At 71.1% G+C, this 23,971-nt stretch carries 20 protein-coding genes; 7 read left to right on the top strand and 13 right to left on the bottom strand.

What is annotated here, in order from left to right; all coding sequences use genetic code 11:
• Positions 1 to 119: 119 nt before the first annotated feature.
• The 6 genes from ACWD4G_RS20030 to ACWD4G_RS20005 all read right to left on the bottom strand — a co-directional run bounded on the left by ACWD4G_RS20030 (position 120) and on the right by ACWD4G_RS20005 (position 6,174).
• Complete coding sequence (locus tag ACWD4G_RS20030) at positions 120 to 2,099, bottom strand: PASTA domain-containing protein (RefSeq protein WP_451295370.1); 1,980 nt, start codon at positions 2,097 to 2,099, stop codon at positions 120 to 122.
• Positions 2,100 to 2,367: 268 nt separating this feature from the next.
• On the bottom strand, positions 2,368 to 3,705 hold the full coding sequence (locus tag ACWD4G_RS20025) for a serine hydrolase domain-containing protein (RefSeq protein ID WP_451295368.1): 1,338 nt from the start codon (positions 3,703 to 3,705) through the stop codon (positions 2,368 to 2,370).
• Positions 3,706 to 4,082: 377 nt separating this feature from the next.
• Positions 4,083 to 4,397: a hypothetical protein gene (locus ACWD4G_RS20020; protein ID WP_451295140.1), complete on the bottom strand. Its 315-nt coding sequence runs from the start codon at positions 4,395 to 4,397 to the stop codon at positions 4,083 to 4,085.
• Positions 4,355 to 4,957: a tellurite resistance TerB family protein gene (locus tag ACWD4G_RS20015; protein WP_451295138.1), complete on the bottom strand. Its 603-nt coding sequence runs from the start codon at positions 4,955 to 4,957 to the stop codon at positions 4,355 to 4,357. Before ACWD4G_RS20015 ends, ACWD4G_RS20020 begins: the two co-directional genes overlap by 43 nt.
• A 249-nt stretch (positions 4,958 to 5,206) precedes the next feature.
• Entirely contained in the window at positions 5,207 to 5,398 is a 192-nt protein-coding gene (locus ACWD4G_RS20010; protein ID WP_451295136.1) for a hypothetical protein, read from the bottom strand.
• 173 nt (positions 5,399 to 5,571) lie between these two features.
• Positions 5,572 to 6,174, bottom strand: coding sequence for a TetR/AcrR family transcriptional regulator (locus ACWD4G_RS20005; RefSeq protein WP_451295134.1), 603 nt, complete (start codon positions 6,172 to 6,174; stop codon positions 5,572 to 5,574).
• Between the two features lie 387 nt (positions 6,175 to 6,561).
• Here ACWD4G_RS20005 and ACWD4G_RS20000 point away from each other — a divergent pair, with 387 nt between their 5' ends.
• Both ACWD4G_RS20000 and ACWD4G_RS19995 read left to right on the top strand, forming a co-directional pair.
• A complete protein-coding gene (locus ACWD4G_RS20000; RefSeq protein WP_451295132.1) occupies positions 6,562 to 6,774 on the top strand; it encodes a hypothetical protein in 213 nt (70 codons plus the stop codon).
• Positions 6,771 to 7,043, top strand: coding sequence for a DUF7848 domain-containing protein (locus tag ACWD4G_RS19995; protein WP_451295130.1), 273 nt, complete (start codon positions 6,771 to 6,773; stop codon positions 7,041 to 7,043). Before ACWD4G_RS20000 ends, ACWD4G_RS19995 begins: the two co-directional genes overlap by 4 nt.
• 104 nt (positions 7,044 to 7,147) lie before the next feature.
• Here the strand turns inward: ACWD4G_RS19995 and ACWD4G_RS19990 are convergent, their stop codons facing one another.
• Both ACWD4G_RS19990 and ACWD4G_RS19985 read right to left on the bottom strand, forming a co-directional pair.
• On the bottom strand, positions 7,148 to 7,456 hold the full coding sequence (locus ACWD4G_RS19990) for a hypothetical protein (protein WP_451295128.1): 309 nt from the start codon (positions 7,454 to 7,456) through the stop codon (positions 7,148 to 7,150).
• Positions 7,457 to 7,617: 161 nt separating this feature from the next.
• Complete coding sequence (locus ACWD4G_RS19985) at positions 7,618 to 9,009, bottom strand: tetratricopeptide repeat protein (protein ID WP_451295126.1); 1,392 nt, start codon at positions 9,007 to 9,009, stop codon at positions 7,618 to 7,620.
• Positions 9,010 to 9,198: 189 nt separating this feature from the next.
• Between ACWD4G_RS19985 and ACWD4G_RS19980 the strand changes: the two genes are divergently transcribed.
• A complete protein-coding gene (locus tag ACWD4G_RS19980) occupies positions 9,199 to 10,932 on the top strand; it encodes an SUMF1/EgtB/PvdO family nonheme iron enzyme (protein ID WP_451295124.1) in 1,734 nt (577 codons plus the stop codon).
• Here the strand turns inward: ACWD4G_RS19980 and ACWD4G_RS19975 are convergent.
• Positions 10,927 to 11,355, bottom strand: coding sequence for an NUDIX domain-containing protein (locus ACWD4G_RS19975; protein ID WP_451295122.1), 429 nt, complete (start codon positions 11,353 to 11,355; stop codon positions 10,927 to 10,929). The two genes, ACWD4G_RS19980 and ACWD4G_RS19975, sit on opposite strands and share 6 nt — an antisense overlap.
• Positions 11,356 to 11,399: 44 nt before the next feature.
• On the opposite strand from ACWD4G_RS19975, the gene ACWD4G_RS19970 reads away from it, so the two are divergent.
• The gene (locus tag ACWD4G_RS19970; protein ID WP_451295120.1) at positions 11,400 to 12,242 is read left to right on the top strand and encodes a hypothetical protein; all 843 of its coding nucleotides are present in this window, start codon (positions 11,400 to 11,402) and stop codon (positions 12,240 to 12,242) included.
• Here the strand turns inward: ACWD4G_RS19970 and ACWD4G_RS19965 are convergent.
• Positions 12,220 to 12,675, bottom strand: a complete 456-nt coding sequence (locus ACWD4G_RS19965) for an SRPBCC family protein (protein WP_451295118.1) — start codon at positions 12,673 to 12,675, stop codon at positions 12,220 to 12,222. The genes ACWD4G_RS19970 and ACWD4G_RS19965 overlap by 23 nt on opposite strands.
• 398 nt (positions 12,676 to 13,073) lie before the next feature.
• Here ACWD4G_RS19965 and ACWD4G_RS19960 point away from each other — a divergent pair, with 398 nt between their 5' ends.
• Positions 13,074 to 15,926: a SpoIIE family protein phosphatase gene (locus ACWD4G_RS19960; protein WP_451295116.1), complete on the top strand. Its 2,853-nt coding sequence runs from the start codon at positions 13,074 to 13,076 to the stop codon at positions 15,924 to 15,926.
• Positions 15,927 to 15,983: 57 nt separating this feature from the next.
• Here the strand turns inward: ACWD4G_RS19960 and ACWD4G_RS19955 are convergent, their stop codons facing one another.
• The 3 genes from ACWD4G_RS19955 to ACWD4G_RS19945 form a co-directional block, all read right to left on the bottom strand.
• Positions 15,984 to 17,063, bottom strand: a complete 1,080-nt coding sequence (locus tag ACWD4G_RS19955; RefSeq protein WP_451295114.1) for a class I SAM-dependent methyltransferase — start codon at positions 17,061 to 17,063, stop codon at positions 15,984 to 15,986.
• 104 nt (positions 17,064 to 17,167) lie between these two features.
• Complete coding sequence (locus ACWD4G_RS19950; protein ID WP_451295112.1) at positions 17,168 to 17,968, bottom strand: SGNH/GDSL hydrolase family protein; 801 nt, start codon at positions 17,966 to 17,968, stop codon at positions 17,168 to 17,170.
• 446 nt (positions 17,969 to 18,414) lie between these two features.
• Entirely contained in the window at positions 18,415 to 19,950 is a 1,536-nt protein-coding gene (locus ACWD4G_RS19945; protein WP_451295110.1) for an FAD-binding protein, read from the bottom strand.
• A 162-nt stretch (positions 19,951 to 20,112) separates the two neighbouring features.
• Here ACWD4G_RS19945 and ACWD4G_RS19940 point away from each other — a divergent pair, with 162 nt between their 5' ends.
• Complete coding sequence (locus ACWD4G_RS19940; protein ID WP_451295108.1) at positions 20,113 to 21,303, top strand: DUF3533 domain-containing protein; 1,191 nt, start codon at positions 20,113 to 20,115, stop codon at positions 21,301 to 21,303.
• 221 nt (positions 21,304 to 21,524) lie between these two features.
• Positions 21,525 to 23,963, top strand: coding sequence for an immune inhibitor A domain-containing protein (locus tag ACWD4G_RS19935; RefSeq protein ID WP_451295106.1), 2,439 nt, complete (start codon positions 21,525 to 21,527; stop codon positions 23,961 to 23,963).
• The last annotated feature ends 8 nt before the right edge of the window (positions 23,964 to 23,971 follow it).

Here is a 23,971-nt window from a genome sequence, read left to right as displayed (position 1 = left end):
AGGGCCACGGGAGGCCCGGCCGAAGGGCCACGGGAGGCCCGGCCGAAGGGCCACGGGAGGCCCGGCCGAAGGGCCACGGGAGGCCCGGCCGAAGGGCCACGGGAGGCCCGGCCGAAGGGCTACGGGACGGACGGCGCCGGCAGCAGTTCGGGTTCGACGGCGCTCGTGTCGCCGTCCGTCGTCGTACCGTCGCCATCGCCATCGCCGTCGCTGTCGCCGCTGTCGTCCCCGCTCTCCTCCGTCGTCGTACCGTCTCCGCCCTCCGACTGGCCGGATTCGTCGGACTGCGCGTCGCTCGCGTTCTCGGTGACGACGACCACGGTGCTGCCCACCTCGACCTCGCTGCCCGCGACCGGTGTGGTGGAGGTGACGACGGCGTCGGAGGCCCGGGAGTAGCCGGTGGCGACGCTCACCTGGAGGCCGAGTGCGCCCAGTTGCTCACGTACCTCGCCCAGCGTCCGGCCGACGACGTCAGTCGGGATACGGACGGTCTCCACCGCCTTGGCGACCTGGACGTCGACGGCCGTGCCCGGCGCGATCTCCGTACCGGCAGCCGTGCCCTGTCCGACGACGGTCCCGGCCTCGGCGTCGCTCTCCACCTCGATGGTGTCGCCGAGTTCCAGCCCCTCCTCGGCGAGGAGCTTGCGGGCCTCGGCGAGGGTGCCTCCGGTGAGGTCGGGAACGGTGGCCCTGGCCGCCTCCTCGGCCACGGTGAGGGTGATCTCGGTGCCCTTCTCGGCCTTCTCGCCGCCCGCGGGGTTCTGCTTGAGCACGGTCCCGGCGTCGTCCTCGGCCTCGACGTGCCGGAGCTTCACCTTGAATCCCTTGTCCTGAAGGATGCGGGAGGCGTCGTCCTCGTCCTTGTCGGTCACATCCGGCACCTCGACCTTCGGGGCGCCCGTGGAGACGGTGACCGTGACGGCCTCCCCCTCGGCGAGTTCACCGTCGACGGGGCTCTGGGCGCAGATGCGGTCCTTGGGCTGGTCGGCGCAGGGCTCCTCCTTGTCGACGGTGACGGTGAGCCCGACGTTGTCCGCCGTGCGCCGCGCCTCCTCCAGGGTCCGACCGACCAGATCGGGTACGTCCGTCCTGCCGTCGTCCCCCGTGCCGCGCCCGAACACGAACCACCCGAGCACCAGCGCCACGACGACGACCGCCACCCCCGCCGCGACCAGCGCGACACTCCCCCGGCGCCGGCCGGGTTCCTCCTCCGGCTCCTCCTGCTCGCCCCGCTCGGTGTCGCCGTACGCGAGATCGGCCGCCCCTGTCGACTGCGTACCCGTACCGAGGTATGCCTCGATGGCGGCGAGCATGTGCTCGGCGTACTGATAGCGGTGGGCCGGGTCCTTCTCCAGGGCGCGCAGCACGATCTCGTCCACCTCGGGGCCGACCTCGGGGTTGAACAGGCTCGGCGGGCGCGGGGTCTCCTGGACCTGCTGGTACATCACCGCCATCGGGGTCTCCCCGGTGAACGGCGTACGGAAGGTGAGCAGTTCGTAGAGGAGACAGCCGGCGGAGTAGAGGTCGGAGCGGGCGTCGATGTCGTTGCCGAGGGCCTGTTCCGGGGAGAGGTACTGGGCGGTGCCGATGACGACGGACGTCTGGGTCATCCCGGTGTCGCGCGCGTCCCGGGCGATCCCGAAGTCCATGACCTTGACCTCGCCGGCCCGGTTCAGCATGACGTTGGCGGGCTTGATGTCCCGGTGCACGATGCCGTGCCGATGCGAGTGCGCGAGGGCGCGCAGTACGCCGGCGGTCACCTCCAGGGCACGGGCGACGGTCAGCGGCGGCCCCGAGTGCAGGGTGTCGCGCAGGGTCGCCCCGTCGACGTACTCCATCACGAGATACGGCAACTGCCCGCCGCCGTACGCGATGTCCTCCCCGGTGTCGTACACCGCCGCGATGGCCGGATGGTTGAGGGAGGCGGTCGACTGGGCCTCCCTGCGGAACCGTTCCTGGAGGCCGGGCTCATGGGCGAGGTCTCCGCGCAGGGTCTTCACGGCGACCCTGCGGTCGAGCCGGAGGTCCTGGGCGAGGTGCACCTCGGCCATCCCGCCGGAGCCGAGCAACAGCCGCAGCTCGTACCGGCCGCCGAGCATCGCCACCGGGTGACCCGTGTGGGGAAAGGTCAGATCGTCTGGTCCGCCGAGGTTCACCGCGCGTCTCCACAGGGGTCGGAAATCCGGGCCCCGGGCAGGCATGACGAAGGGTCGCCGGATGGCCGGGGGCACCCTCAGATAATTGCACGTTGGCGAGCAATTATCTCGACCCCAGGCGAGGCAAGCTGTGAGACCCCGGTCACTGCCACGCCCCAAAGGGGCGGGTGGGGGCGCTCCAAAGAGGCGCGGGGCAGTGTCGGATGTGCGGCTACCGCCGCGCGGGACGGGCGTACACGTTCCCCGGCGTGACGATCTCGGTGATCGCGCGAGCGACGAGGGTGGACGGCTCCTGCCCCTCGTGAAGGATGTCGGTGTTGAGCAGCACCACCAACGTGGCCCTCTTCGAGGGCAGATGGACGGTCACGCTCTCATAGCCGGGGATGGAACCGTTGTGGCCGATCCAGCCACCGCTGTTGAAGAGGCCGAGCCCGTATGCCGTGCCGGGAACGCCGATCGGCAGGAACCGCTCCCGCTCCCGCTGGGTCGCGGGGCTGAGCAGCCTGCCGGTGGCGACGGTCTCGGCCCAGCGCCGCAGATCCCCCAGATCGGAGATCATCGCCCCGGCCGCCCAGGCCCAACTCGGGTTCCAGTCGGTCGTGTCCTCGACCTCACCGCTCAACGTCTGATCGGTGTAGCCGTGCGCGTGCGGCTGGGGGAACTCGGCGCCCTTCGGGAACAGCGTGTGGCGCAGCCCCGCCGGGCGGACCACCCGCTCGTGGACGAAGTCGGCGAGCCGCTGACCGCTGACCTTCTCGATCACCAGCCCCAGCAGCACGGTGTTGGTGTTCGAGTACTGGAAGGTCTCGCCCGGATCGGCCGTGTTCGGGTGCCGGAAGGCGTAGGAGAGCAGTTCCTTCGGGGTGAACGAGCGGGTCGGATCGCTCAGGAGCGCCTGGACGAAGTCCGAGTCCTCGGAGTACGAGAACAGTCCGCTGCGCATCTCGGCGAGATGGCGCAGGGTGATCCGGTTCCCGTCGGGGACGCGCTTGACGTACTGGGAGATCGGGTCGTCCAGCCCGATCCGGCGGTCGTCGACGAGTTCCAGCAGCGCGGTCACCGTGAAGGTCTTGGTCTCGCTGCCGATCCGCATGAAGAGGCCGGTCGTCATGGGCCTGCCGGTGGCCTTGTCGGCGACCCCGGTGGCCCGTACGTAACACCCCTTGCCCGGCATCCACAGCCCGACGGCCACCCCGGGAATGCCCGCCTCCCGCCGGACACCCTCGACGGCCCGGTCCAGCCGGGCGTTCAGCCGGGACCCGAGCCCGGCCGAAGGACACGCCTTCTGGTCGGGCCGACCGTCGTCACCGACGGCGGTATCGACGGCCGTGACGGCATCGACAGCGGTGGCGCTATCGATGGCCGTGACGCCATGGACGGCTGCCGTGGCGCTATCGACGGCCGTGGCGCCATGGACAGCTGCCGTGGCGGCATCGACGGCTGCCGTGGCGGATGTCGTCACCAGTGGGGCCGGCGCCAGCACCAGCGCCATCGCCGCCGCCACGAGCAGCACAGCGGCGGACAACCGGCGGGAGGGGGCACGTCGCATGTCGCTGCTCTTCCGGATCGGGAGCCGGTGCGGGCACCGGCGCGAGGCTCGAACGGCGGGATCACCGTCCGGTCCCCTTCCCGTCACGAGCCCGGGCCCGGCGCCCCCTCCGACGACTCCACTCGTTCGGCCGCAGGACCCCGGCCGTCGTCTACGCGGCGGCACCGGCTGCCGGGACAGCAGCGCCTCGGGGTACGAGCTCTCGACGCGGTCCCGCTTGGTGTACATGTCCCAGTACAGCTCGGCGAGTTCGTCCGGGTGGACGGCGGGGAACCGCTCGCGCACCCCGCCGGACGCCGCCGCGTCGCCCCCGCCGCCGGCGCCGGACGGCTCGGCCCCCGCCCCGGGGGCCTGCCGCGCCGCTTCGCTGCCGTTGATCAGCACACGGCATAGAACACGTCCACTGGCGTGTGCAGCAGCCCCGCGTACGCCTGGAGCGTGGCCGCGTCCAGCCGGGCGGCCGGGGTGAAGGAGACCTCACCGCCGATCGGCCCGTACTCGACGACGTCGATCCGGCCGAACCGGCCACGAATGGCGTCCACCAGGGCGGGAACCCCGGCGGGATCGGACAGGTCGGCCGGGAAGGCGACGGCCCCGACGCCCTCCTCGGCGAGCCGTGCGACGAGGGCGTCCAGCCAGACCGACGACCTCAGAGGCCGAACTCCTGGGCGGGTACGCCCAGTACGGAGCATGCCTCGCGCAGTACCTGTTCCTCCGCCGGGGCGATGTAGCCGTCCGCGCCCGCCACGACGAAGCCGGTCTGGATGACGGCTCGGGCCTCCGTAGGCTTCTTGGCGGCCTTGGCGATTTCCTGGAGCGCTTCCGACTTGCCCTGCTGGAAGTTGAAGGAGAGCTGGTCGACGTGCTTGTTGAAGCGCTGGCGGAGCTGGTCGGCGGGGAAGTTCTGCAGGACGTCGTTGTTGAGGATCAGCGACTCCACGTGCTGCCGCTCGGCCGGGTCGACATTGCCGTCGGCGGCGGCGACCAACGCGCACATGGCCATGCTGGCGTCACGGTACGCGCCGCTCTTCAACTCGGTCTTCAGAGAGGTGAGTTGGGACTTCAGGGCGCTCACCAGCTGGGCCTTCGAGCTGCCGCCCGACCGCGACCCGGACCCCATGCCCGTACCCGGCCGCGCGTGCCCCGACTGGCCCGGCTGACCCGCGTGCCCTCCGTGTCCGCCGCCCCGGGCCGCCTGCGCCTGCTGCTGCAGACCCTTGGCCTGGTCCTTGATCCGATCCCACATCGCCATCCGTGCCACCTCGGCTTGAGCAGTGTCGTCGTTCCGGTCTCCCGACCAGCGACACGCGTTCCGCGCGTCTCCCTGTGAACGCCCACCGGGGCCCCGGGAGTTCCGGGCCCCGACGACGAGTGCGGGGGAGCGTCTGCGCCCCCGCACCCTCAAACCGCTGAAACGCCCAGGTCAGCCGCTCAAGTCAGCTGCCCAGGTCGGTCGCCCGGGTCAGCCGTTCAGATCAGTCGCCCAGGTCAGCCGTTCAGATCAGTAGTCGTGGCAGACGCTGCCGTCGCGGTTGCAGCTCCACGGCGCGTCGGCCTGGTCGCTGGTGGAGCCGCCGGTGAAGCCGAAGGCGAGGAGTCCGAAGGCCGCAGCCGCTGTGGCCAGCGCGGCGGTGAGCCGTACGGCGAGGCGGTTCTTCGTGAGTCCCGTGGTGGTGGTTGTAGCGGTGGTCATGCCGCTGCCCTTTCCTTGGTGGACGCGATCCCCCGAGTTACTTGAAGCTTAATGTAAACAAGGGGAGGTCGCGGCTCCGGAGCGGGTCAACTCCCCTTGTGGGTTGTGCGGTTGTTCTGTGGAGGTGGTGAGTGGGGAGGAGGGGGGCTACGCCGACCCCGCCAGGTTGCTCATCACGTCGTACACCTGCTGTGGGTCAGCGGGGGTGCCGGGAGGGGATGGGCGGCCGTGGTGCGCAGGCCGTCGAGGGTGAAGGCGACGGCCCGGCGCCAGGCGTCGGGGGCCGTGTCCCGGGCGGCGCGTGACAGCAGCGCGTTGGCGCCGAGGATGAACACCAGGTCCTCGCCGGTGAAGTCGGGCCGCAGTTCACCGGCCGCCCGGGCCCGCTCGATGATGCGCCGGGCGTCGTCGCGCGAGCGCTCGCAGACGGACATCAGCCGCGCGGCGTCCGGATAGCGGCCGGTGAGGACGTCGCTGATCGCCGGCTCCGTGACCTGCAACTCGCACAGCGTCTCGACGTACGTCGCGAAGCCGGCCCAGGGGTCCTCGTGCGCCAGTGCCTGCCGCGCGGCCTCGTCCAGACGGGCCGCCGCCAGCTCCGTCACCACCTCGTCGATGAGCGCCTCGCGGCTGCCGAAGAGGTTGTAGAGGGTGCCGTGGCTCACCCCGGCGCGGCGGGCGATCTCCTTCAGGGGCGCCTGCAGGCCGCGTTCACGGAAGAGCTCGGCTGCTGCTGTCCGCAGCTTCTGCGCGTTGCGCTGCGCGTCGGCCCGCATCCGGCGTTCCTCCCGGCCTGGTCATGTGTTCGGCGTCCACGGTCGCATTTTCCGTTCGGGGCGGCCGACGATAACTTGGCGCGGTGGTCAAGTTGAGCGTTACGGTCACCGACAGAAGTCGAGGCGGGCGTGCGCACTGCCGAACTGCCCATGCTGCGTGCCTACCGCCTCTGGTTCGAGCACACGAGGAAGTGCGCCGGCTGCAAGGGCAGGCCCAAGGCGCGGGAGGGATGTGGGACCGGGCGGGAGTTGTGGGGCACGTACCGCCTCGCGCGGGCCGGGAGGGGGTCATGAGCTGGGGGATCGAATGCCCTCCCGGAAGCCGTGTGCGCCGCGCCGGCAAGGGATACGTGACCCTTCCACTGCGACTCTCCCACGACGGCGAGCATGCGACAGACGCTGATCTCGTGCTCTCGTTGGTCGAGGCCGAGCACCTGCACGCGTCCCCTGTGCCGGGCCCTCGACGGCCACCCGCCGCCCAGGGACGCGCCGGACTGCCGCGCCGCCGTCGCTGTCGCCGCCACCGACGCGGTCGATGCCGCAGGTGCGCTGAGTGCCAAGGTGGCCGAGGCCAACCGGCGCAGTCGGGAGGCGCTGTGACGCGCTCGATCATCAGGGCCGCCGAATGGACACTCGGTCCGGAAACCGTCGAGGGTGCCCCGCAGGGTGTCTACTCGGCGGAGTGCCTGACGTGCGGGGCGCGAGCAGAACCGACTGCCCATGAGCGCTTGCCGGTTGAGGTCTGGGCGTTGAAGCACACGGGCCTGCATCCGACACACCGTCAATTCAAGGCCGCAGCCGAGACGTTCTGGCGCGTCACACCCGCCGAGGGCACCCCCTACCGCGAGAGCGAAGCTCAGGGCTCCTGAGCAACCACCCACGCCGCACCGGGCGGACTCCCCCGGTCCGGTGCTGTGCGGTACGGGGCCGTGGTCCGAGTGATGAGCAGTGAGACATCACCAGGGAGGCGTCGTCAGCGTTGGGCCGTGGACGACCCCGACAACACCTCGTGCCCGGCCAGGCTGAGCCTCACCCGGGTCTGATCCTCCGCCTCGACGTACACCCGCTGCCCCCAGTGGGCGGTCAGTCGATCCGCGACGGCGACCAGGCGGCGCCGCTCCTCCGGCGTGTACGCCGGGAAACGTGTCCAGCCCCGATCGGCGATCTGGTTCCCGAGCTCACTGAACAACACCGCCCGCACCCGCCGCTCTTCCTCATCGGTGAGCGGCGTGATGGCGTCCTCGGCGGGCAGCACCCGGACGTTGTAGAGGTCTCGTATCACCGTGCGGCCCACAATCTGCTCGGGGGACCTGTCCGCGTGAGCCTATCGACCCGCGTTTCGAGGGGAGGCCCCATGGCGACCCCGCTCATCCGTCTCCCTTGAGGCGGATGAGCGGGCCGTTCGCGCCTCCGCGATCCGCGGCGCGGAGTCCCGGCCACACGTCACCCCTCTTGTGACCCGGTCGGGGAAGCGCCCAGGAGCAGATCTGCCCGATGGGACAGGTCTCGTGCGGCCGGAAGGTTCTGGTGGCGGGCGAGCCGTACGCGCATGTCCTCCGCTGCCGCGCGGACCTTCACGGACTGGACGCCTTCGGCGCAGTCCAGGAAGTCCGCCCATGTCGCGAGGGCGCCGTCCACGTCGCCTTCCTGGAGGTGGATCTCGCCGAGGTTGCCCAGGACCGCGGCGCGGCTGCGGCGACGGTCGAGGCCGTGGATCTCCATGGCGTCGTGCAACTGGACGCGGGCACCTGCCGTGTCGCCCATGCGGGCGAGGATCAGCCCGGCCGAGTGCGCCCACCGGCCGATGCTGAAGTGACCGGCCCAGGACTCCCCGGCGGGGGCGTCCGCCGTACGTTCGATCTGCGCCTGGGACGCCTTCAGCGCCTGCGCGGCGAGCCGGTGGTTGCCGTCGAGGGCGGCGGCCTCGGCGTGGGTGGACTGGTAGTAGGCGATGGCCCGGGGGTCGTTCAGCTCGCGGGCGTGGTCCATGCAGCGCTCCGCGAGGGCGAGGGCCTCGGCGCGGTAGCGGGGGCCCATGGCGATGGACTGGACGGTCATGCCGCGTAGCGCGGTGGCGGCCAGTTCGGGTTCGCCGGCCTCGTCGGCGAGGCGGAACGCGCTGGCGTAGTACTGGCGGGCCTCGCCCTGGTGGGCCGGGTCGTCTCCGAGGTCCTGGGCCATCCAGCCGATGAGGTGGGCCAGTTGGGAAGTCGCGGCGAACAGGGCGCGGCCGGTGTCCTCGGTGTAGCGGCCCCGGAGCCAGGGGCCGACGGTGCCGGTGAGGTAGCGGGCGGCGAGGTGCTTGGCGTGGCCTCCGCCGTACTCGGCCGCCAGGTCGCCGAGGGTGGAGACCATCTGCTGGATCGCGCGGATCTCCCCGTGGCCGACCCGTACGGCTCCCGGCAGAGGGCCGGCCACCCTGCGGGTGATGGCCTCGGGGTCGGGTACGCCCAGCAGCGAGAGAGCGGCGCCGCTGGAGGTGGCCAGAAATCCTCTGCGATCCACTGGGCTCCCTTCCAGAGCGAGTATCACCTCAACGGTATCGACACCGGCGAGCGTCGGCTCAGCGAGAGGCGTGCGCGGGTGCCCCTGCGGGGGCAGGAAGCCGAGGCGTTCGGGCCCGACTCCGAACGCGGCGCGCAGCGCGGTCTCGTAGTCGGGGCGCGGCCAGCCGGGGGCCTCGGACTCCCACCTGCGGAAGGTGCGCTCGGAGACCTCGAAGAACGGATCTTCCAGGGCCTTGCGGCCGGCCCGGCTGACCCCCGCCGCGCCCGCTTTCTGGGTCAGCCATCCCCGGTCGAGCCTGGCCGTCCGTAACCGTTGATTGATCGTCAACACAGCCTCCCAACACGGTGGATGTCCACAGCTACTGGCATGAATGCCGACAGGCAAGCCGAACCGTCATGCGCGGCCGTGAAGTGGCCGCTCAATGGCCGCTCCCTGTCCTTGTTGTGGCCGCGTCCGGGCTCGGAGACTTCCTTCCACTCCCACTCCCTTCGGGCTTGCGCCCACTGGAGGTTTCGCGTGAATACGCATGGAAGTGAACTCCTCGACGGCAGCGTCGAGAACCTCGCCGCCCGGGTGGAGCACCTGACGGATGGGTCTCCGGCGCCGGTACTGGCCCTGGGTGTCTTCGAGCGGGTCGGCTCGAACTGGCTGTCCGACTCGCTGCGCCGGGTGATGCCACAGCACAACGAGCCGTTCCGCCAGCAGCTCAGCCGCTCGCATCCGCTCTCGCCCGACCGCGTCCCGCCGAGCCTGGCGGAGGCCGGGCTGTCCGGCCTGGGCTGGCACCAACTGGTATGCGCCCTCAGCGACTTGCACGGCCATCCTCGGCATCTGGTCAAGGAAACCAATCTGTTCTTCGCGGCCGACACGGTGCTCGGGCTACTGCCCCGGTCGCCGGCCGTCGTCCTGACCCGGGCGCCCATCGGTATCGCCTCGTCGTTCGCGCGCGGGCGGCTGTGGGACCGGTGGCGGTATGGGGACCGGTATGCGCAGGTGTCGGCCTCCGCCCGCGCACCGCGCTGGCGTACATCGTTCTCGGGGCTCCTCCCGGCAGACTCCCCGGCCCCGTCCACCGCCCTGGGCCGGCTCATCACCGTCAACGTCCTGCTACTGGCCAAGGCTCTGTACGACCCGGTCACCGGCGCCCGGCCCCGCCTGGTCATCCCCTACGAGCGGCACGTCACCGACCGCGCGGCCACACTGTCCGCGCTGGCACGCTTCCTGGATCTACCGGCGCCCATGCTTGAGGAGGAGGCGCCCGGCCCCGACCGGGGGGCTATGGACGACACGTTCGCGACCACCGGGCGCAAAGACGGGCTGGTCGCCGAACTCGGACGCGGTGAAGCCGACTTGGTCCGGGACGCGGTGGCTACAACGCTCGACCGTGCCCGCAACACGCTCGTCCCGGCAGTCACGCACACAGCTGCGCAGTGGCTCGCCGGTGACGATCTGTACGAGGCCCACGAGCCCGTCGCACGTCCCGCTCGGACTAGGCAGGTCCCGGTCCCCGTACCGGTCCCTCGTCCCGACTACCGGCCAGCCTCGGAAGTCCGGTTGCGGAACGTGCTGGTCACCAACGCGGAGATGGCGGAGTTCCTGACCCTGCTGCACGCGGGAGGTGCGCCGAACAGCCGCCTGGGCACCAATCTGCTGGTCTGCCCGATGCCGCACGAGCGGGGCGGGCGCCTGCACTTCGACCCGGAGCGGCGGCAGTGGCGGGTGAGCCGGGAGTACGAGGAGCATCCCGCGTACTGGGTGACCTGGCTCGGGGCGGCCCTCGTGGCCGCCTGGTCCGGCGCGAGGCTGCCTACCCGCGCGGAGTTCCTGGATGCCGCGGCCGGCGGCCGGGCCTACAACTGCGACTACACGGTGGGCGACACCTGCCCGGTGGCCGAGCCGGGGCTCGGGCGTCTGGATGTGCATCACAGGATCGGCAACGTTCAGGTGTGGTGTGCCGACGGCCCGCCCCAGTCCGGAGAGCAGCCGGTGCAGCGGTACCTGGTGGGCGCCGCGTGGAACACACCGGGCACGTGGGAGGCGGTCTCCGCCGAGCGTTCCCGCTACCTGCTGGGCTCGTCGCGGGGCGTGGGCGTCCGCCTCGTGCGCGACGGCCGCACCACCGGTACCGGCGGGATCGGGGCGTGGGAGCTGGCGCATCAGCTCAGCCGGTGGGTTGAGACGGCGGACAGCGGCGCCCAGATCACTCCGGGCGCCATTGACCGTCTCCTGATCAAGACCGTGGGGTCATAGCCCGATGGCGGCCTTGGGTCCCATGTACGATCCGGCGCCCGGGAACCCGTCCCTGCACAGCTTGACGAACCGCTCGCTGAAGCCGAGGTCGGTCAGGGAGGCGAGGGGCACGTACTCGACGGCGTGGATCGGCCGGGTGTCCGCGCCCTCGGTCACGGCGCCGATCTCCCCGCCGACGACGCGGACCTCGAAGGTGATGTGCACGACCTGAGCCGGAACGTGGTCGCACAGGTACAGCAGCCGGCCGACCTCGACCTCGGCGCCGGTCTCCTCCCGCATCTCCCTGACCAGCCCCTGCTCCAGGGTCTCGCCGTCCTCGACCTTGCCCCCGGGCAGAGACCAGGCACGCGGACCGTCCGTGTCCTGACGCAGCAGAAGAATCCTGTCGCCCTCGATGGCGATGCCTGTCACGCGTGTGTGCATTCGCCGACGCTACCGCCTGCAGACCGGAGTTGAGAGGGACACCGATGAATCAGATGACGACCGTCGCCGTGGCGCCGGTGGTGATCGCCGCCGGGGGTCTTGGGACCCGGGTGGGCGGCTGGTCGCCCTATCTGCCCAAGGAATTCAGGCCGGTTGACGGTCGGCCGGGTCTCGCGCACATCGTGGACGAGGTGGGAGCCATGGGGGCCGCACGGGCCGTTGTGGTCCACCACCCGTACTACACGCCGCTCACGGCCTGGAGCCGGCGGGTTCTGGCGCCGGGTGCACTCGCCCGGTACCAGGAGATAGCGCGGCAGCCTGTCGAGGAGCACCGCCCCGCCGACCGTGTTCAGGTCGACTTCATCGCCCAGCGGGGCCGGTACGCGGACGTCACCTCCGTGCTGGAAGGTGCCGAACATCTGCTCTCGGGTGACGTGTACGTGGTCTTCGCTGACAACGTCGATCCCACGCACGCGGCGCTCCCCCTCCTCGCCGCCGCGGTAACGCCCGGAGTTCCGGCGGTGCTGGCCACGCCGTTCGACGTGGACTCGGCCGGCCATCACGGGGTGATCGTCTGCGCGGGTACGGGGCCGGTCCGGACGATGGTCGGGCTCGTCGAGAAACCCAGCCCTTCGCGGGCACGCCAGTTGGTGACCGAGCACGGGGCCGACGGCCTGCGGCTACTGCAGGGCCGCATGCGCATCACTCAGGGCCTGCTGCGGGACCTGGCCACAGCCGCACGGAGTTCTGCGGCAGAGCCGAAGCTCTCCCTGACGCTCGCCGCATACGCCCGCACGGCCCCCATCCATGTCGTCACCACGACCCGGCCCATGGCGGATCTCGGGCTGGCCGACAGCGGCCCCGTCAGCCCTCCCCCCTCTCCGTGAGCCGTTTCTCCAGGTCGCGTAGGTCCTTGATCAGGTTGCCGTGTACCTGGCGGGCCATGAGGGGGGCGGTCAGGCGGTAGAAGCCGCCCTCGCCGCCTCGGACGCGGATGCGGGCCAGGGTGCCGGTGGGGTGGGGGGCGAAGGTGTAGGTGACGTGCATGGGGAGGGGGCCCGCGACCGAGGTCATGTCGAGGAGGCGGGGCGGGTCGTGGGCGGTCACACGCAGTACGTAGTCGATACGGCGGCCCAGGAAGTACGCGGTACGGGTCACCTCGGCGCCGACACCGAACCCTCCGCCGTCCGCCTCCCGGGTCAGCTCCGCCGTACGGATGCCCTGCGTCCACTCCGAGTCGTGCCGCCAGTCCATGGCGTACGCGGCCACCTCCTCCGGCGCCAGTGGGAGCACCCGCTCGGCCGTCACATCGATGCCCATACGGTCAGTCTCCGACCGCCGCCCCACGGGCACCACCGGGTACGGCACGGCAGGGTGCGGCACCACCGGGTGCGGCACCACCGGGTGCGGGCCGCCCTCGCCTCTCGCCTCCGGGGGCGGGCCGTGGCGCCCGGTTCTCCTCATGCCCAAGCATCGGTACCGAAATAAGGTGAAGAGTCGCCAAAGCGGGCAATAGGGCATAGAGGGGCCGGTTCCGGTACTCGGGCCGCCCGCCGCCGCATGGGGGGGCGGGCGGGGTGCCGGCGAGCCGCGCCGGGCGGAGAGCCCACGCGAGCGAGCGGGATGAGCCGGTCGCGGCGCTCCCCGAGAGCGGGGGGCGGGCCGGTAGGGGAGCTCCACGGGCGTGGGACGACTCGACGAGAGCGAGATGAGCGGATATGGAGCGGGTTGGCGTCGACGGTCGGGCGCAGGACGCCCGGGGGATCGCGGGGCGCGGTCCGGACGCCGAAGGCGGGAGCACAGCGGCGGCGGAGGAGGAGGCCGTCGCGCGCGCCACGGTCGACGAGCACGGCATCGTGACCGGCTGGAACGCCGGTGCCGAACGCCTGCTCGGTTACTCCCCGTCGCAGATCCTCGGCCTCCCGGCCGCCTCCCTCCTCGCCACCGAGCCCCCGGGCGCCCACCCCGAGCCCCCGGGTGCCCCGACCGACGAGCCGCCCACCGTCTCCGACGTACCGGCCGATCAGCCGACCGCCTCCGACCCACGCACCCACCCGCCGGCCGGCCACGCATCCGCCCCCGACCTGCCCACCCACCCACCGGCCGGCCACCCAACCGCCTCCCCCCTCCCTTCCGTATCCGAGCTGACTGCCCTCCGGCGTTGGCACGGCATCCTCCCCCTCCTTCACCGTGACGGTCACCGGGTGACGGTGAAGGTGCTGGCGCACCATCGGGGGGCGCACCCGGGATCTGGGGGTGGTCCGGGGGCGGCGTCCGACTGGTTCCTCGTCTCCGCCGTCAGCGGTGGCGAGCCGCGTCCGGAGGACGACGCGCTCGTACGGCGTGGTTTTCTCGACTCGCCGAGCTGCTCGACCTCCGTCTACGACACGACGCTCCGCTTCCGCGGTTCCACCACGTCCGGGCAGACGGCCCTCGGTCTCGACGACGACGCTCTGCGCGGGCTGCGTCTGACGGACGTACTGGACGACCCCATCGCCCCGGAGGTGGAGCGGGCGATGCGGCGGGCGCTGGAGACGGGGGAACCGCAGCATCTGGAGAACCACGGCCGGGCCCCCGGCGAGCCGCGCGAACACGCCTGGTCGGTCCATCTCTATCAGCTGCGGGACCCGGACGGCCGCGTCGTCGGCGTCGCCTCCACCGGGCACGACATGACGGAGCAGTACTGGGCCCGGAAACGGCTCCAGCTGATCGCGGAGGCCAGCACCCGGATCGGCAGCACGCTGGATGTGACGCGGACGGCTCAGGAACTGGCGGAGGTGGTGGTTCCGGAGCTGGCCGACTTCCTCAGCGTGGATCTGCTGGCGTCCCTGGACGACGTACCCGAGCGGCCTCTGGGAGCGCCGGCGACGGGTGCGCCGCTCACGTTGCGGCGTATCGCGCACCGGTCCGTGCACGAGGGGACGCCCGAGGCGGTCGTGGCGCCGGGCGAGGTGGACGAGTATCCGGAGGGTTCGCCGCCCGTGGAGAGTCTGCGGGCGGGGCGGGCCGTGATGCACCGGATCACCGAGCCGACGATCGCCGACTGGCTGGCCCGCGATCCGCTGCGGTCCGCGAGCGTCCGCGAGTACGGCTTCCACTCGGCGATGACGGTGCCCCTGTCGGCGCGCGGCACCACCCTCGGGGTGGTCGTGCTGGCCCGGCACCGGCGTCCCGAGCCGTTCCAGCGGGACGATCTCGTACTGGCGGAGGAGTTGGCGGCCCGGGCGTCGGTCTGTATCGACAACGCCCTGCGCTACACCCGTGAACGCGGTACCGCCGTCACCCTGCAGCGGAGTCTGCTGCCGCAGAGCCTGCCCGAGCAGACGGCGGTCGAGGTCGCCTCCCGCTATCTTCCGGCGGGTGCGCGGGCCGGGGTGGGCGGTGACTGGTTCGACGTCATCCCGCTCTCCGGGGCGAGGGTCGCGCTGGTCGTCGGCGATGTCGTCGGCCACGGCATCCACGCCTCCGCCACCATGGGGCGCCTGCGCACCGCCGTACGCACCCTCGCCGACATCGACCTGCCGCCCGACGAACTCCTCACCCACCTGGACGATTTGGTGGGCCGGTTGGCCATGGAGGCGGAGGGTGCGGGGAGCGCGCGGGGAGAGGGGGTGGTGACGACCGCCGGGGACGGTATCCCGCGCGACACCGCCGGTGACGGCATCCCGTACGGCAGCACGCAAACCGGGGTCCCGGGCACCCCGACCGGCGCCCCCGCGACCCCCACTGGCACGGCCGCCGCCCCTTCCAGCGACGTAGTCGGCGCCACCTGCCTCTACGCCGTCTACGACCCCGTCTCCCGGCGCTGCACCCTCGCCCGGGCCGGGCATCCGCTGCCCGCCGTGGTGAGCCCGGACGGGACCGCCGAGCTGCTGGACCTGCCGGCCGGGCCCCCGCTGGGCCTCGGCGGGCTGCCGTTCGAGTCGGTGGAGACCGAGCTGCCGGAGGGCAGTCTGCTCGCGCTCTACACCGACGGTCTGATCCAGTCCCGCGACGGCGGACTCGGCGGCGAGGGCATCGACAGCGGACTCGGCGGCGGAATCGACGACGGCATCGCCCGGCTGTGCCGGTCCCTCACCACCCCCGCCACCTCACTGGAGTCGCTGTGCGACACGGTCCTCGGCGGACTGCTCACCCACCGGCCCACCGACGACGTCGCCCTGCTCCTCGCCCGTACCCGCGCCCTCGACGCCGGCCAGGTCGCCACCTGGGACGTCACCCCGGAACCGTCCGCCGTCGCCGAGGCCCGCAAGAACGTCCTGAGGCGGCTGGACGACTGGGGCCTGACCGAGGCGTCCTTCGTCACCGAGCTGGTCGTCAGCGAACTGGTCACCAACGCCATCCGCCACGCCGAACCGCCCATCCAGCTCCGGCTCATCCACGACACCTCCCTGATCTGCGAGGTCTCGGACGCCAGCAACACCGCGCCCCATATGCGCCGCGCCCGCTCCTACGACGAGGGCGGCCGGGGCCTCCTCCTGGTCGCCCAGCTGACCCAGCGCTGGGGCACCCGCCCCACCCCCACCGGCAAGACCATCTGGACGGAACAGAACCTCGACGACGTCCTCTGAACCGGTGATCCGGGGGCGGTCACCCCTTCGTCTTCGCCCCACCTACTTCGCCCCCACCTACTTCGCCGCCACGTAGTACACGTTGATCGGATCGCCCTCGACCGCCTTGACCTCGATGTGCGAGAAACCGGCCGCTTCGAGCATCTCCGTCGCCCGTTCCTGTCCCCACACCGTGCCGAGGCCCGCGCCGCCGGTGCTGAGGGAGGTGGTCATGCAGTAGAAGACGGAGAAGCCGTAGAGGGCGGGGCCGAAGGGGTGGTCGAGGTTGCGTTCCAGGTGGCTGGAGGCGGCGATGTCACCCATGAGGAAGAGGCCGTCGTCACGGAGGGCGCGGGCGATGGCGGTGAGGGTCTCGGCGGGGCGGGCGAGGTCGTGGATCACGTCGAAGGCGGTGATCAGGTCGTAGGTGCCGTCGATGGCCGTGGAGTCGGCGAGGACGTAGTCGAGGTTGCCGAGAGCGGCGCGGCTCGCCTTCGCACGGGCCGCCGCGATGCCCTCCTCCGACTGGTCCAGCCCCCGGAAGCGGCTGTTCGGGAAGGCCTGGGCCAGGAGGTACGGGGCGTGGCCCTGGCCGGTGCCGACGTCCAGGGCGTCGACGCCGGCGCGCAGGCGCTCGGTGAGGCCGGGGACGAGCGGCACGATCGTGTCGACGAGGGCCAGGTCGTAGACGCGGGCGCTCTCCTGCGCCATAAGGCCCTGGAAGCGCGGATACGCCGAGTACGGCACCCCTCCGCCCTCACGGAAGCACCGTACGACCCGCTCCTCGACCTCTCCCATCAGGGCGATGTACGGCATCATCCCGGCCAGGTTGTCGGGCCCGGCGGCGCTGGTCAGCGAGGCGGCGTGCTCCGGGGGCAGGTGATAGGTCCGCGTGTCCGGGTCGTACTCGACGAAACCGCCGAGGACCATACCGCCCAGCCACTCCCGCACATACCGCTCGTCCAGCCCGGCCGCCTCCGCGACCCCGCCGGCGGACGACGGCGGCAGCCCGGCCATGACATCGAACAGCCCGCACTCATGCCCCACAGCGGTGAGCAGCGCCAGGGCCCCCTTGTTCAGAACATCGACGACCTCCCCCGCGAACGCCTCCCGCCGAGCGTCGTCCAGCGCCCCCTGCCGCATCTCGGATGTGGACATATCCGCACCTCCATGGTTCATCCGGTTTCCACGCTATTGCGGATGAGGAGGAGAGGCGGCCCGTGGACGGACCCGGGCCGCCTCGGCGGAGGGGGAACGAGCGGTCAGCCCCAGGTCTTGATCAGCTTGTCGGCGTAGCCCTTTTCCTGGCCGGTGGCGTTGGGGTGGAAGGTGGCGGTCGTGTCGGTGAGGTCGACGCCGTTGATCCACGGGTCCTGGCCGCAGGCGCCGTGGCCCGCGAACTGCCCCCGCATGTCGATGAAGTAGACGCTCGCGTTGACGGCGGCCTTCAGGCTGCCCTCGGCGAGGGCGTCGGCGTAGCCGTTCATCGCGGTGCGGCGGGCGGCGCTGAGGTCGATGACGGGGCAGGTGCCGGTGGTGGAGATCGCCTGCGGGTAGCCGAGGACGAGGACCAGGGCCTTGGGGGCGCGTGCCTTGATGTCCTTGTAGAGGCCGGCGAGGGAGTCGGACAGCGCGTTCTTGGCGTAGTCCGCCATGTAGCCGGTGGCGACCTGGCAGGCGGACTCGGTGTTGGTGAGGCACGTCTGAGCGACATAGGCGAACTGGGCGTCGTTGCCGCCGACCGTGACCGTGACCAGGTTGGTCGACGCGCTCAGCGCGGACAGCTGCTTCTCGCGGATGTCCTTGATGGTCGCGCCGCTGCAGGAGACGTCCTTCAGCGCGTACTCGGGGTTCGCAGCCGCCCACAGATGCGGGTAGTTCTTCGTGCTCCGCTTGCAGTCACCGCTCGCCGGGTCGTACGAGCCCGCCCCGACACCGGAGGCGTACGAGTCGCCGAGCGCGACGTACTCGGCGGTGGTCGCCGCCTGGGCGGAACCGCTCGCCGCGGTCAGTCCCGCGACGGTCATCAGGGCAGCGGCGACGGCCGACGTGAATTTACGCATGAGGTGTATGGGTCCTTCTGATTCGAGGAGGAGGAAGAGGGGGGAGGAGGAGAGGGGGGTGGGCGCGAGCGTACTGCCGTGTGCCGGGTGGGCGATCACGCTTCGGAAGCCCTGAACCGGCGGTGTGCGGGCCGCAGTTACCCCCGTCTTCGCGGTACGGCGCGGCCGCCCCCAGGGGCGCGCGGCCCGGCAACGTCAACTCCCGCTCCGGGGCCGCGCCTTACCACTGACCTGCGTGAACTCCCTCAAAGCTGCCCCGGGTTCCCCTCCCGCCGGCATCGCTCACCCGCGTCTTCCCCCGTACGGCCTCACCCCACCGATACTCACCCCTCACCCCCTTGCGTTCGCGCCCACACCCTGCCCTCATTCCTGCACCTCAGGAAGGCCCGCCCGGCCCAATGGGCAGACCTTCACCGGGGAACGCAACCTTTCGGCCTTGTCGGCCCTCAGAACACGCCCTGCCCCGCGCCCAGGACGCCCCTCGGGTCGTACCGTCGCCGGGCCGCCTTGAGCGTGGGCCAGACCGGGCCGAAGTGGCGGCGCCAGTCGGACTCGGTGAAGGGGATGGCGCCCACCGGGTAACGGTGGCCGCCGCCCGCGAGAGCGATCTCGTACGCCGTGCGGTTGGCCTGGAGGAGGCGGTCGACGGTGGCGGTGTCGTCCGGTGGGGTCGCGCGCAGGATGGCGAAGAGATACGGGACCGGGTCGTCCGGCATGCGCAGCAGCGGCGCGGTGAAGCGTTCGCGGCGTACCGGGTAGAGGAGGACGAGGCCGGGGCCGAGGTCGTCCGGGGTGAGATCGGCGAGGATCTCCCGGGCGATGCCGGCCGCGCGGGCGCTGGGGAACCAGAGGTTGAGCCACGGATGGGCCCAGTACCACAGGCCCGACTCCTTCAGCGCGGCGACGGCGGCGGCGATCCGGTCGAGGAAGTCGTAGTACGGCATATCGGTGATCTGCGCGCCCTGCGGGTCGTGGCGCAGCCCGCGCAGCAGAACCGCGTCGTCGGGGGTGTCACCGGCGGGCAGGCCGTAGGAAACAGCCTCGATGGAGCACTTGGTGAAGGCTCCGCTGTCGTCGGCGGTGACCTGGCCCTCGACATAGTCGAAGCGCTCGTCCTCCGCGAGGACACGCTGGTCTTCCAGGTACGTCTCCAGATCGTCGTACGGCAGGACGTAGTGGCGGACGGACTCCGGGGCCGTCATCAGCCGCAGGGTGGCGCCGACGATGATCGCGCACTGGCCGAGTCCGGCGCGTACGGCGTCGAACAGGTCGGGGTGCCGTGTCGCGGAGCAGTGCAGCAACTCCCCTGCCCCGGTGACGACTTCGAGGGCGACGACGTTGTCGACCTGGGGGCCGTGGCGGTGGGCCTGGCCGCCCACGCCGCCCACGGAGAGGGTGCCGCCGACGGAGAGTTCGAGGTAGTCGGTGAAGACGGGCGGGGTGAGGCCGTGGGCGAGCGTGGCCCGGGTGACATCGCTCCACTTGGCGCCCGCGCCGACGGTGACGGTGGAACTCCCGGACGTGGAACTCCCGGCCGAGGCACCGACGTTCACCGTGCCGATGTCGGCGAGCGGTGTGGTCTCGATGACGAGCCCGCCCTCGATCTGCGCCTGCCCGAGCGTGGCGTGGCCCTGCCCGCGCGCGGACACCTGGATGCCGTGCGCGTTGCAGAACCTGACCATCGCGACGACATCCGCCACCGAGCCCGGCCGCAGCACCGCGTCCGGGGTGCGATGCACGATGTGCCCGTAGTCGTCGGCTACGGCGGCCCGGGACGCGGTGTCGGTGAGCAGGGTGCCGTCGAGTTCGGGGACGCCTATGAATCCGGCCGTGGAGTCATACGACGCTGACGCTGATGGTGACGATGCCGGCGCCGCTGCCCAGCTCCTGGTGGAAGGGTCGAAGCCGACGACGGCGGCACCCGCTACGGCGAGGCCGCGCAGCGTAGTACGTCTGGACGGATGGTGGGGCGTGGGGGACATGAAACCTCCGGAGATGCACGGATATTCACTCCCTGAACGGGCAACCGGAAGGTGAAGTTCCGCATCTCGCGCCCCTTTTGACTGAGGATCAGCCCGCCCCAGGTCCACATCCACCCGTCGGCCGGACGCCGACACCCGCGCCCCTTACCCGAACATGCGATCATGCCCGCCGTGAACTCGCTTTCCAGCCCATCTCAGGGCACACCCCCCACAGAACCGCCCACTCCCGCCGACGACGACACCGAGCCCGGGCAGACAGCCGCCCCCGACCCCGAACCCCTGCAAGCCGCCGCCGAGCCCCAGGACTTGCCCGGGCAGGCAGCCGCCCCCGGCTCCGGCTTCCTCGCCGAGCTGAAAGACGCCGTCACCTTCCGCGCCTTCGGACTGGTCCTCGGCGGTCTCCTCGTCCAACTCGCCTTCGTCGTCTCGTACGTCGGCGCCTTCCACTCGCCCACCCCGCACCGCATCCCGGTCGCGGTGGCCGCCCCGCAGCAGGCGTCGGCGAAGATCGTCGCCCAGCTGAACTCCCTCGATGGCGACCCGGTGAAGGCCACGGCCGTGTCGGACAGCGACGCGGCCCGGGAGCGGGTGCTCACAAGGGAGGCGGACGCCGCGTTCCTCTTCAACGCGACCGGCACGAAGGACACCCTGCTGGTCGCCTCGGCCGGCGGCCCCTCGCTGTCGCAGACGGCGACGCAGATCGCCCAGGAGATAGAGGCGGCGCAGCAGCGCGAGGTCACCGTCAAGGACATCCGCCCCCCGAACTCGGGCGACGGCCGCGGGATGACGTCCTTCTATCTGGTCCTCGGCTGGGTCATCGGCGGCTATCTCACCGCGACCATCATGGGCATGGCGGCCGGCTCCCGCCCCGCGAACCGGCACCGCACCCTGATCCGCCTGGGCGTCCTGGTGCTGTACGCGGCGGTGTCGGGCCTGGCCGGCGCGGCGATCGTCGGCCCGGTGTTCGACGCGCTCAGCGGCCACTTCTGGGCGCTGGCAGCGATCGGCACCCTGGTCGTGTTCGCCTCGGCGGCCACCGCGCTCGCCCTCCAGACCCTCCTCGGTCTGCTGGGCACCGGCGTGGTCATCCTCCTCTTCGTCGTCCTCGGCAACCCCAGCTCCGGCGGCGTCTACCCGGCCCCGCTCCTCCCCGCCTTCTGGAGCGCCATCGGCCAACTCCTGCCACCGGGCGCGGGCACGACCGTCGTCCGCAACACGGTCTATTTCTCCGGCCACGCCACCACCCAGGCCCTGACCGTCCTGACCACGTACGCCATCGCCGGCGCGCTCGTCGCCTGGGCGGCGTCCTGGCGGAACGAGCGGCGGAACGAGCGGCGCGTCAGCCGGCCGTAGACGAAGCATCGCCCCCGCCCTGTGCACACCCCTCGCTTTATTTGTGAGTGGGCTGTGCGGAAGCTGATCGGTTACCGGCCCGTATGCGGTGACTTGGTCAAAACAGGGTAGGGGGCTTTCTTTTACCCTTAACTCACCAGTCAAATATGGTCACTTGAATCATCACGCGTGTCCTACGTCGCGGCCCGCGACGGACCGCGTTCAGGAAGGACCCCCCACAAGTGACCCACACCCCCTGGGCGTTCAGAACGGCGGCGATAGGCGTCGCGTTCGCCACCGCCGCGGCGACGTTCTCGACCCTCTCGGTGGCGCAGGCCGCCACCCCGGACCACCGCCACCCGCAGACCACCGCCGACTCCCGCCCGCAGCAGGCCGATGACCACGACGGCCACGACGGCCACGACGGCCACGACGGCCACGAGGGCCACGGTCACCACGCCGGTCACGGCGCCGGGCGCGAGCACAACCTCGAAGGCCCCCTCTCCCGCACGCAGGCGGCCCAGCGCGAAGAGGCGTTGAAGCAGGTCATATCCGGCGACCTCAAGGTCAGGAACCTCGACGGCTCCAAGGTCGTCCAGCTCAAAACCGGAAAGGGCGAGCCCAAGTACGTGGAGCTCGGCCGGGAGCGTACTGACCGGATCTTCACGATCCTCGTCGAGTTCGGCGACGAGACCGACAGCCGTTACGGCGGCACCCCCGGCCCACTGCACAACCGTATCCCCGAGCCGGACCGCACCAAGAACAACTGGTTCCCGTGGAAGGCCGATTACAACAGGGAGCACTACGAGCAGCTCTACTTCGGCACCAGCGACGGCGAGAGCACGGGCAAGGACACCGAGTCGCTGAAGAAGTACTTCGAGAAGCAGTCCTCGGGCCGCTACTCGGTCGAGGGCGCGGTCGCGGACTGGGTCAAGGTCCGCTACAACGAGGCCCGTTACGGCAGCAACAAGTGCGACAACTGCGTCTGGGACCTGGTCCGCGACGGCCTCAACGCCTGGGTCGCCGACCAGGAGGCGAAGGGCAGGTCGGACGCCGAGATCAAGTCGGAGCTGGCCGGGTTCGACCGGTGGGACCGCTACGACTTCGACGGTGACGGCGACTTCAACGAGCCCGACGGCTACATCGACCACATGCAGATCGTGCACGCCGGCGCCGACGAGGCCGACGGCGGCGGCGCCGAGGGTGAGGACGCGATCTGGTCCCACCGCTGGTACGCGTACAGCGACGCCTGGGGCGAGACCGGCCCCGCCGGCAACAAGCTCGGCGGCACCCAGATCGGCGACACCGGCGTGTGGGCCGGCGACTACACCATCCAGGCCGAGAACGTCGGCCTCGCCGTCTTCGCCCACGAGTACGGCCATGATCTGGGCCTGCCGGACCACTACGACACCTCCGGCACCGGCAACGACAACTCCACCGGCTTCTGGACGCTGATGTCGCTCGGCGCCCTCATCGGCGAGAGCCAGACCGAGACCGGCGACCTGCCCAGCGACATGACCGCCTGGGACAAGCTCCAGCTGGGCTGGCTGAACTACGACACGGCGAGGGCCGCGACCCTGTCCACCCACAAGCTGGGCGTCGCCGAGTACAACACCAAGGACAAGCAGGCGCTGGTCGTCGAGTTGCCGAAGAAGGCGGTGACGACGGAGATCGTCGCCCCGGCGCAGGGCGCCACCCAGTGGTGGAGCGGCAGCGGCGACCAGTTGTCCAACACCCTGACCCGTTCCGTCGACCTCACCGGCAGGTCCTCCGCCGCGCTCACCCTCGACGGCTGGTGGGACATCGAGAAGGAGTTCGACTTCCTCTACACCGAGGTCTCCACGGACGGCGGCGCCACCTGGACCGCGCTGGACGGCACCGCGAACGGCGACCCCATCAGCCGTGACTCCTCCGGCAAGCCGGCCCTCGACGGCACCACCGAGACGTACCAGAAGCTGGTCTACCCCCTGGACGCGTACGCGGGCCGGAAGATCGAGCTGCGCTTCCGCTACCAGACCGACCAGTTCGTGGCCCAGAAGGGTTTCACCGCCGACCGGATCACGGTCACGGCCGACGGTACCCCGCTCGTCTCCGACGACGCCGAGACCGCCGACCCGGCCTGGACGGCGAAGGGCTTCTCCCGCCTCGGCAGCTCGTACAGCACCGACTACGAGCAGTACTACATCGCCGAGAACCGCCAGTACGTGTCGTACGACCGCACGCTCAAGGTGGGCCCGTACAACTACGGTTCGGCCGAGCGCCCCGACTGGGTGGAGCGGTACCCGTACCAGAACGGCCTGCTGATCTGGAAGTGGGACACCTCCCAGCGCGACAACAACACCGGCAAGCACCCGGGCGTCGGCCTCCTCCTCCCCGTGGACGCCCACCCCACGCCCATGAAGTGGTCCGACGGCACACTGATGGGCAACACCCTCCAGTCCTTCGACTCCCCCTTCAGCCTCTACCGCACGGACGGCATCACCCTCCACAAGACCGACGCCCCGACCGAGATCCGCGCCAAGCGGGGCAACCCCGTCTTCGACGACCACGCCCACACCTACTACGACGAGACCAACCCCACCGGCGGCGTCCGCGTCACCGACACCAACACCCGCATCAGGATCGTCAGCGAGGCCTTCGACGGCTCGACGGTGACGGTGCGGGTGAGCGCGGCGAAGTAGCCGCCGGC

The sequence above is a fragment of the Streptomyces sp. NPDC002643 genome (genome assembly GCF_053592555.1).
The sequence above is the reverse complement of the archived record's forward strand: the minus strand, read 5'-3'. Positions and strand labels throughout refer to the sequence as shown.

Excerpts from the sequence above, each read along its gene's own strand:
- ACWD4G_RS19965 (WP_451295118.1), bottom strand. The coding sequence starts at position 12,675 with ATGGGCATCGATGTGACGGCCGAGCGGGTGCTCCCACTGGCGCCGGAG.
- ACWD4G_RS20000 (WP_451295132.1), top strand. The coding sequence starts at position 6,562 with ATGCGACAGACGCTGATCTCGTGCTCTCGTTGGTCGAGGCCGAGCACC.
- ACWD4G_RS19960 (WP_451295116.1), top strand. The coding sequence starts at position 13,074 with ATGGAGCGGGTTGGCGTCGACGGTCGGGCGCAGGACGCCCGGGGGATC.
- ACWD4G_RS19955 (WP_451295114.1), bottom strand. The coding sequence starts at position 17,063 with ATGTCCACATCCGAGATGCGGCAGGGGGCGCTGGACGACGCTCGGCGG.
- ACWD4G_RS19970 (WP_451295120.1), top strand. The coding sequence starts at position 11,400 with ATGAATCAGATGACGACCGTCGCCGTGGCGCCGGTGGTGATCGCCGCC.
- ACWD4G_RS20005 (WP_451295134.1), bottom strand. The coding sequence starts at position 6,174 with ATGCGGGCCGACGCGCAGCGCAACGCGCAGAAGCTGCGGACAGCAGCA.
- ACWD4G_RS19940 (WP_451295108.1), top strand. The coding sequence starts at position 20,113 with ATGCCCGCCGTGAACTCGCTTTCCAGCCCATCTCAGGGCACACCCCCC.
- ACWD4G_RS20020 (WP_451295140.1), bottom strand. The coding sequence starts at position 4,397 with ATGCTCCGTACTGGGCGTACCCGCCCAGGAGTTCGGCCTCTGAGGTCG.
- ACWD4G_RS20030 (WP_451295370.1), bottom strand. The coding sequence starts at position 2,099 with ATGCTCGGCGGCCGGTACGAGCTGCGGCTGTTGCTCGGCTCCGGCGGG.
- ACWD4G_RS20010 (WP_451295136.1), bottom strand. The coding sequence starts at position 5,398 with ATGACCACCGCTACAACCACCACCACGGGACTCACGAAGAACCGCCTC.
- ACWD4G_RS19975 (WP_451295122.1), bottom strand. The coding sequence starts at position 11,355 with ATGCACACACGCGTGACAGGCATCGCCATCGAGGGCGACAGGATTCTT.
- ACWD4G_RS19950 (WP_451295112.1), bottom strand. The coding sequence starts at position 17,968 with ATGCGTAAATTCACGTCGGCCGTCGCCGCTGCCCTGATGACCGTCGCG.
- ACWD4G_RS20025 (WP_451295368.1), bottom strand. The coding sequence starts at position 3,705 with ATGCGACGTGCCCCCTCCCGCCGGTTGTCCGCCGCTGTGCTGCTCGTG.
- ACWD4G_RS19945 (WP_451295110.1), bottom strand. The coding sequence starts at position 19,950 with ATGTCCCCCACGCCCCACCATCCGTCCAGACGTACTACGCTGCGCGGC.
- ACWD4G_RS20015 (WP_451295138.1), bottom strand. The coding sequence starts at position 4,957 with ATGGCGATGTGGGATCGGATCAAGGACCAGGCCAAGGGTCTGCAGCAG.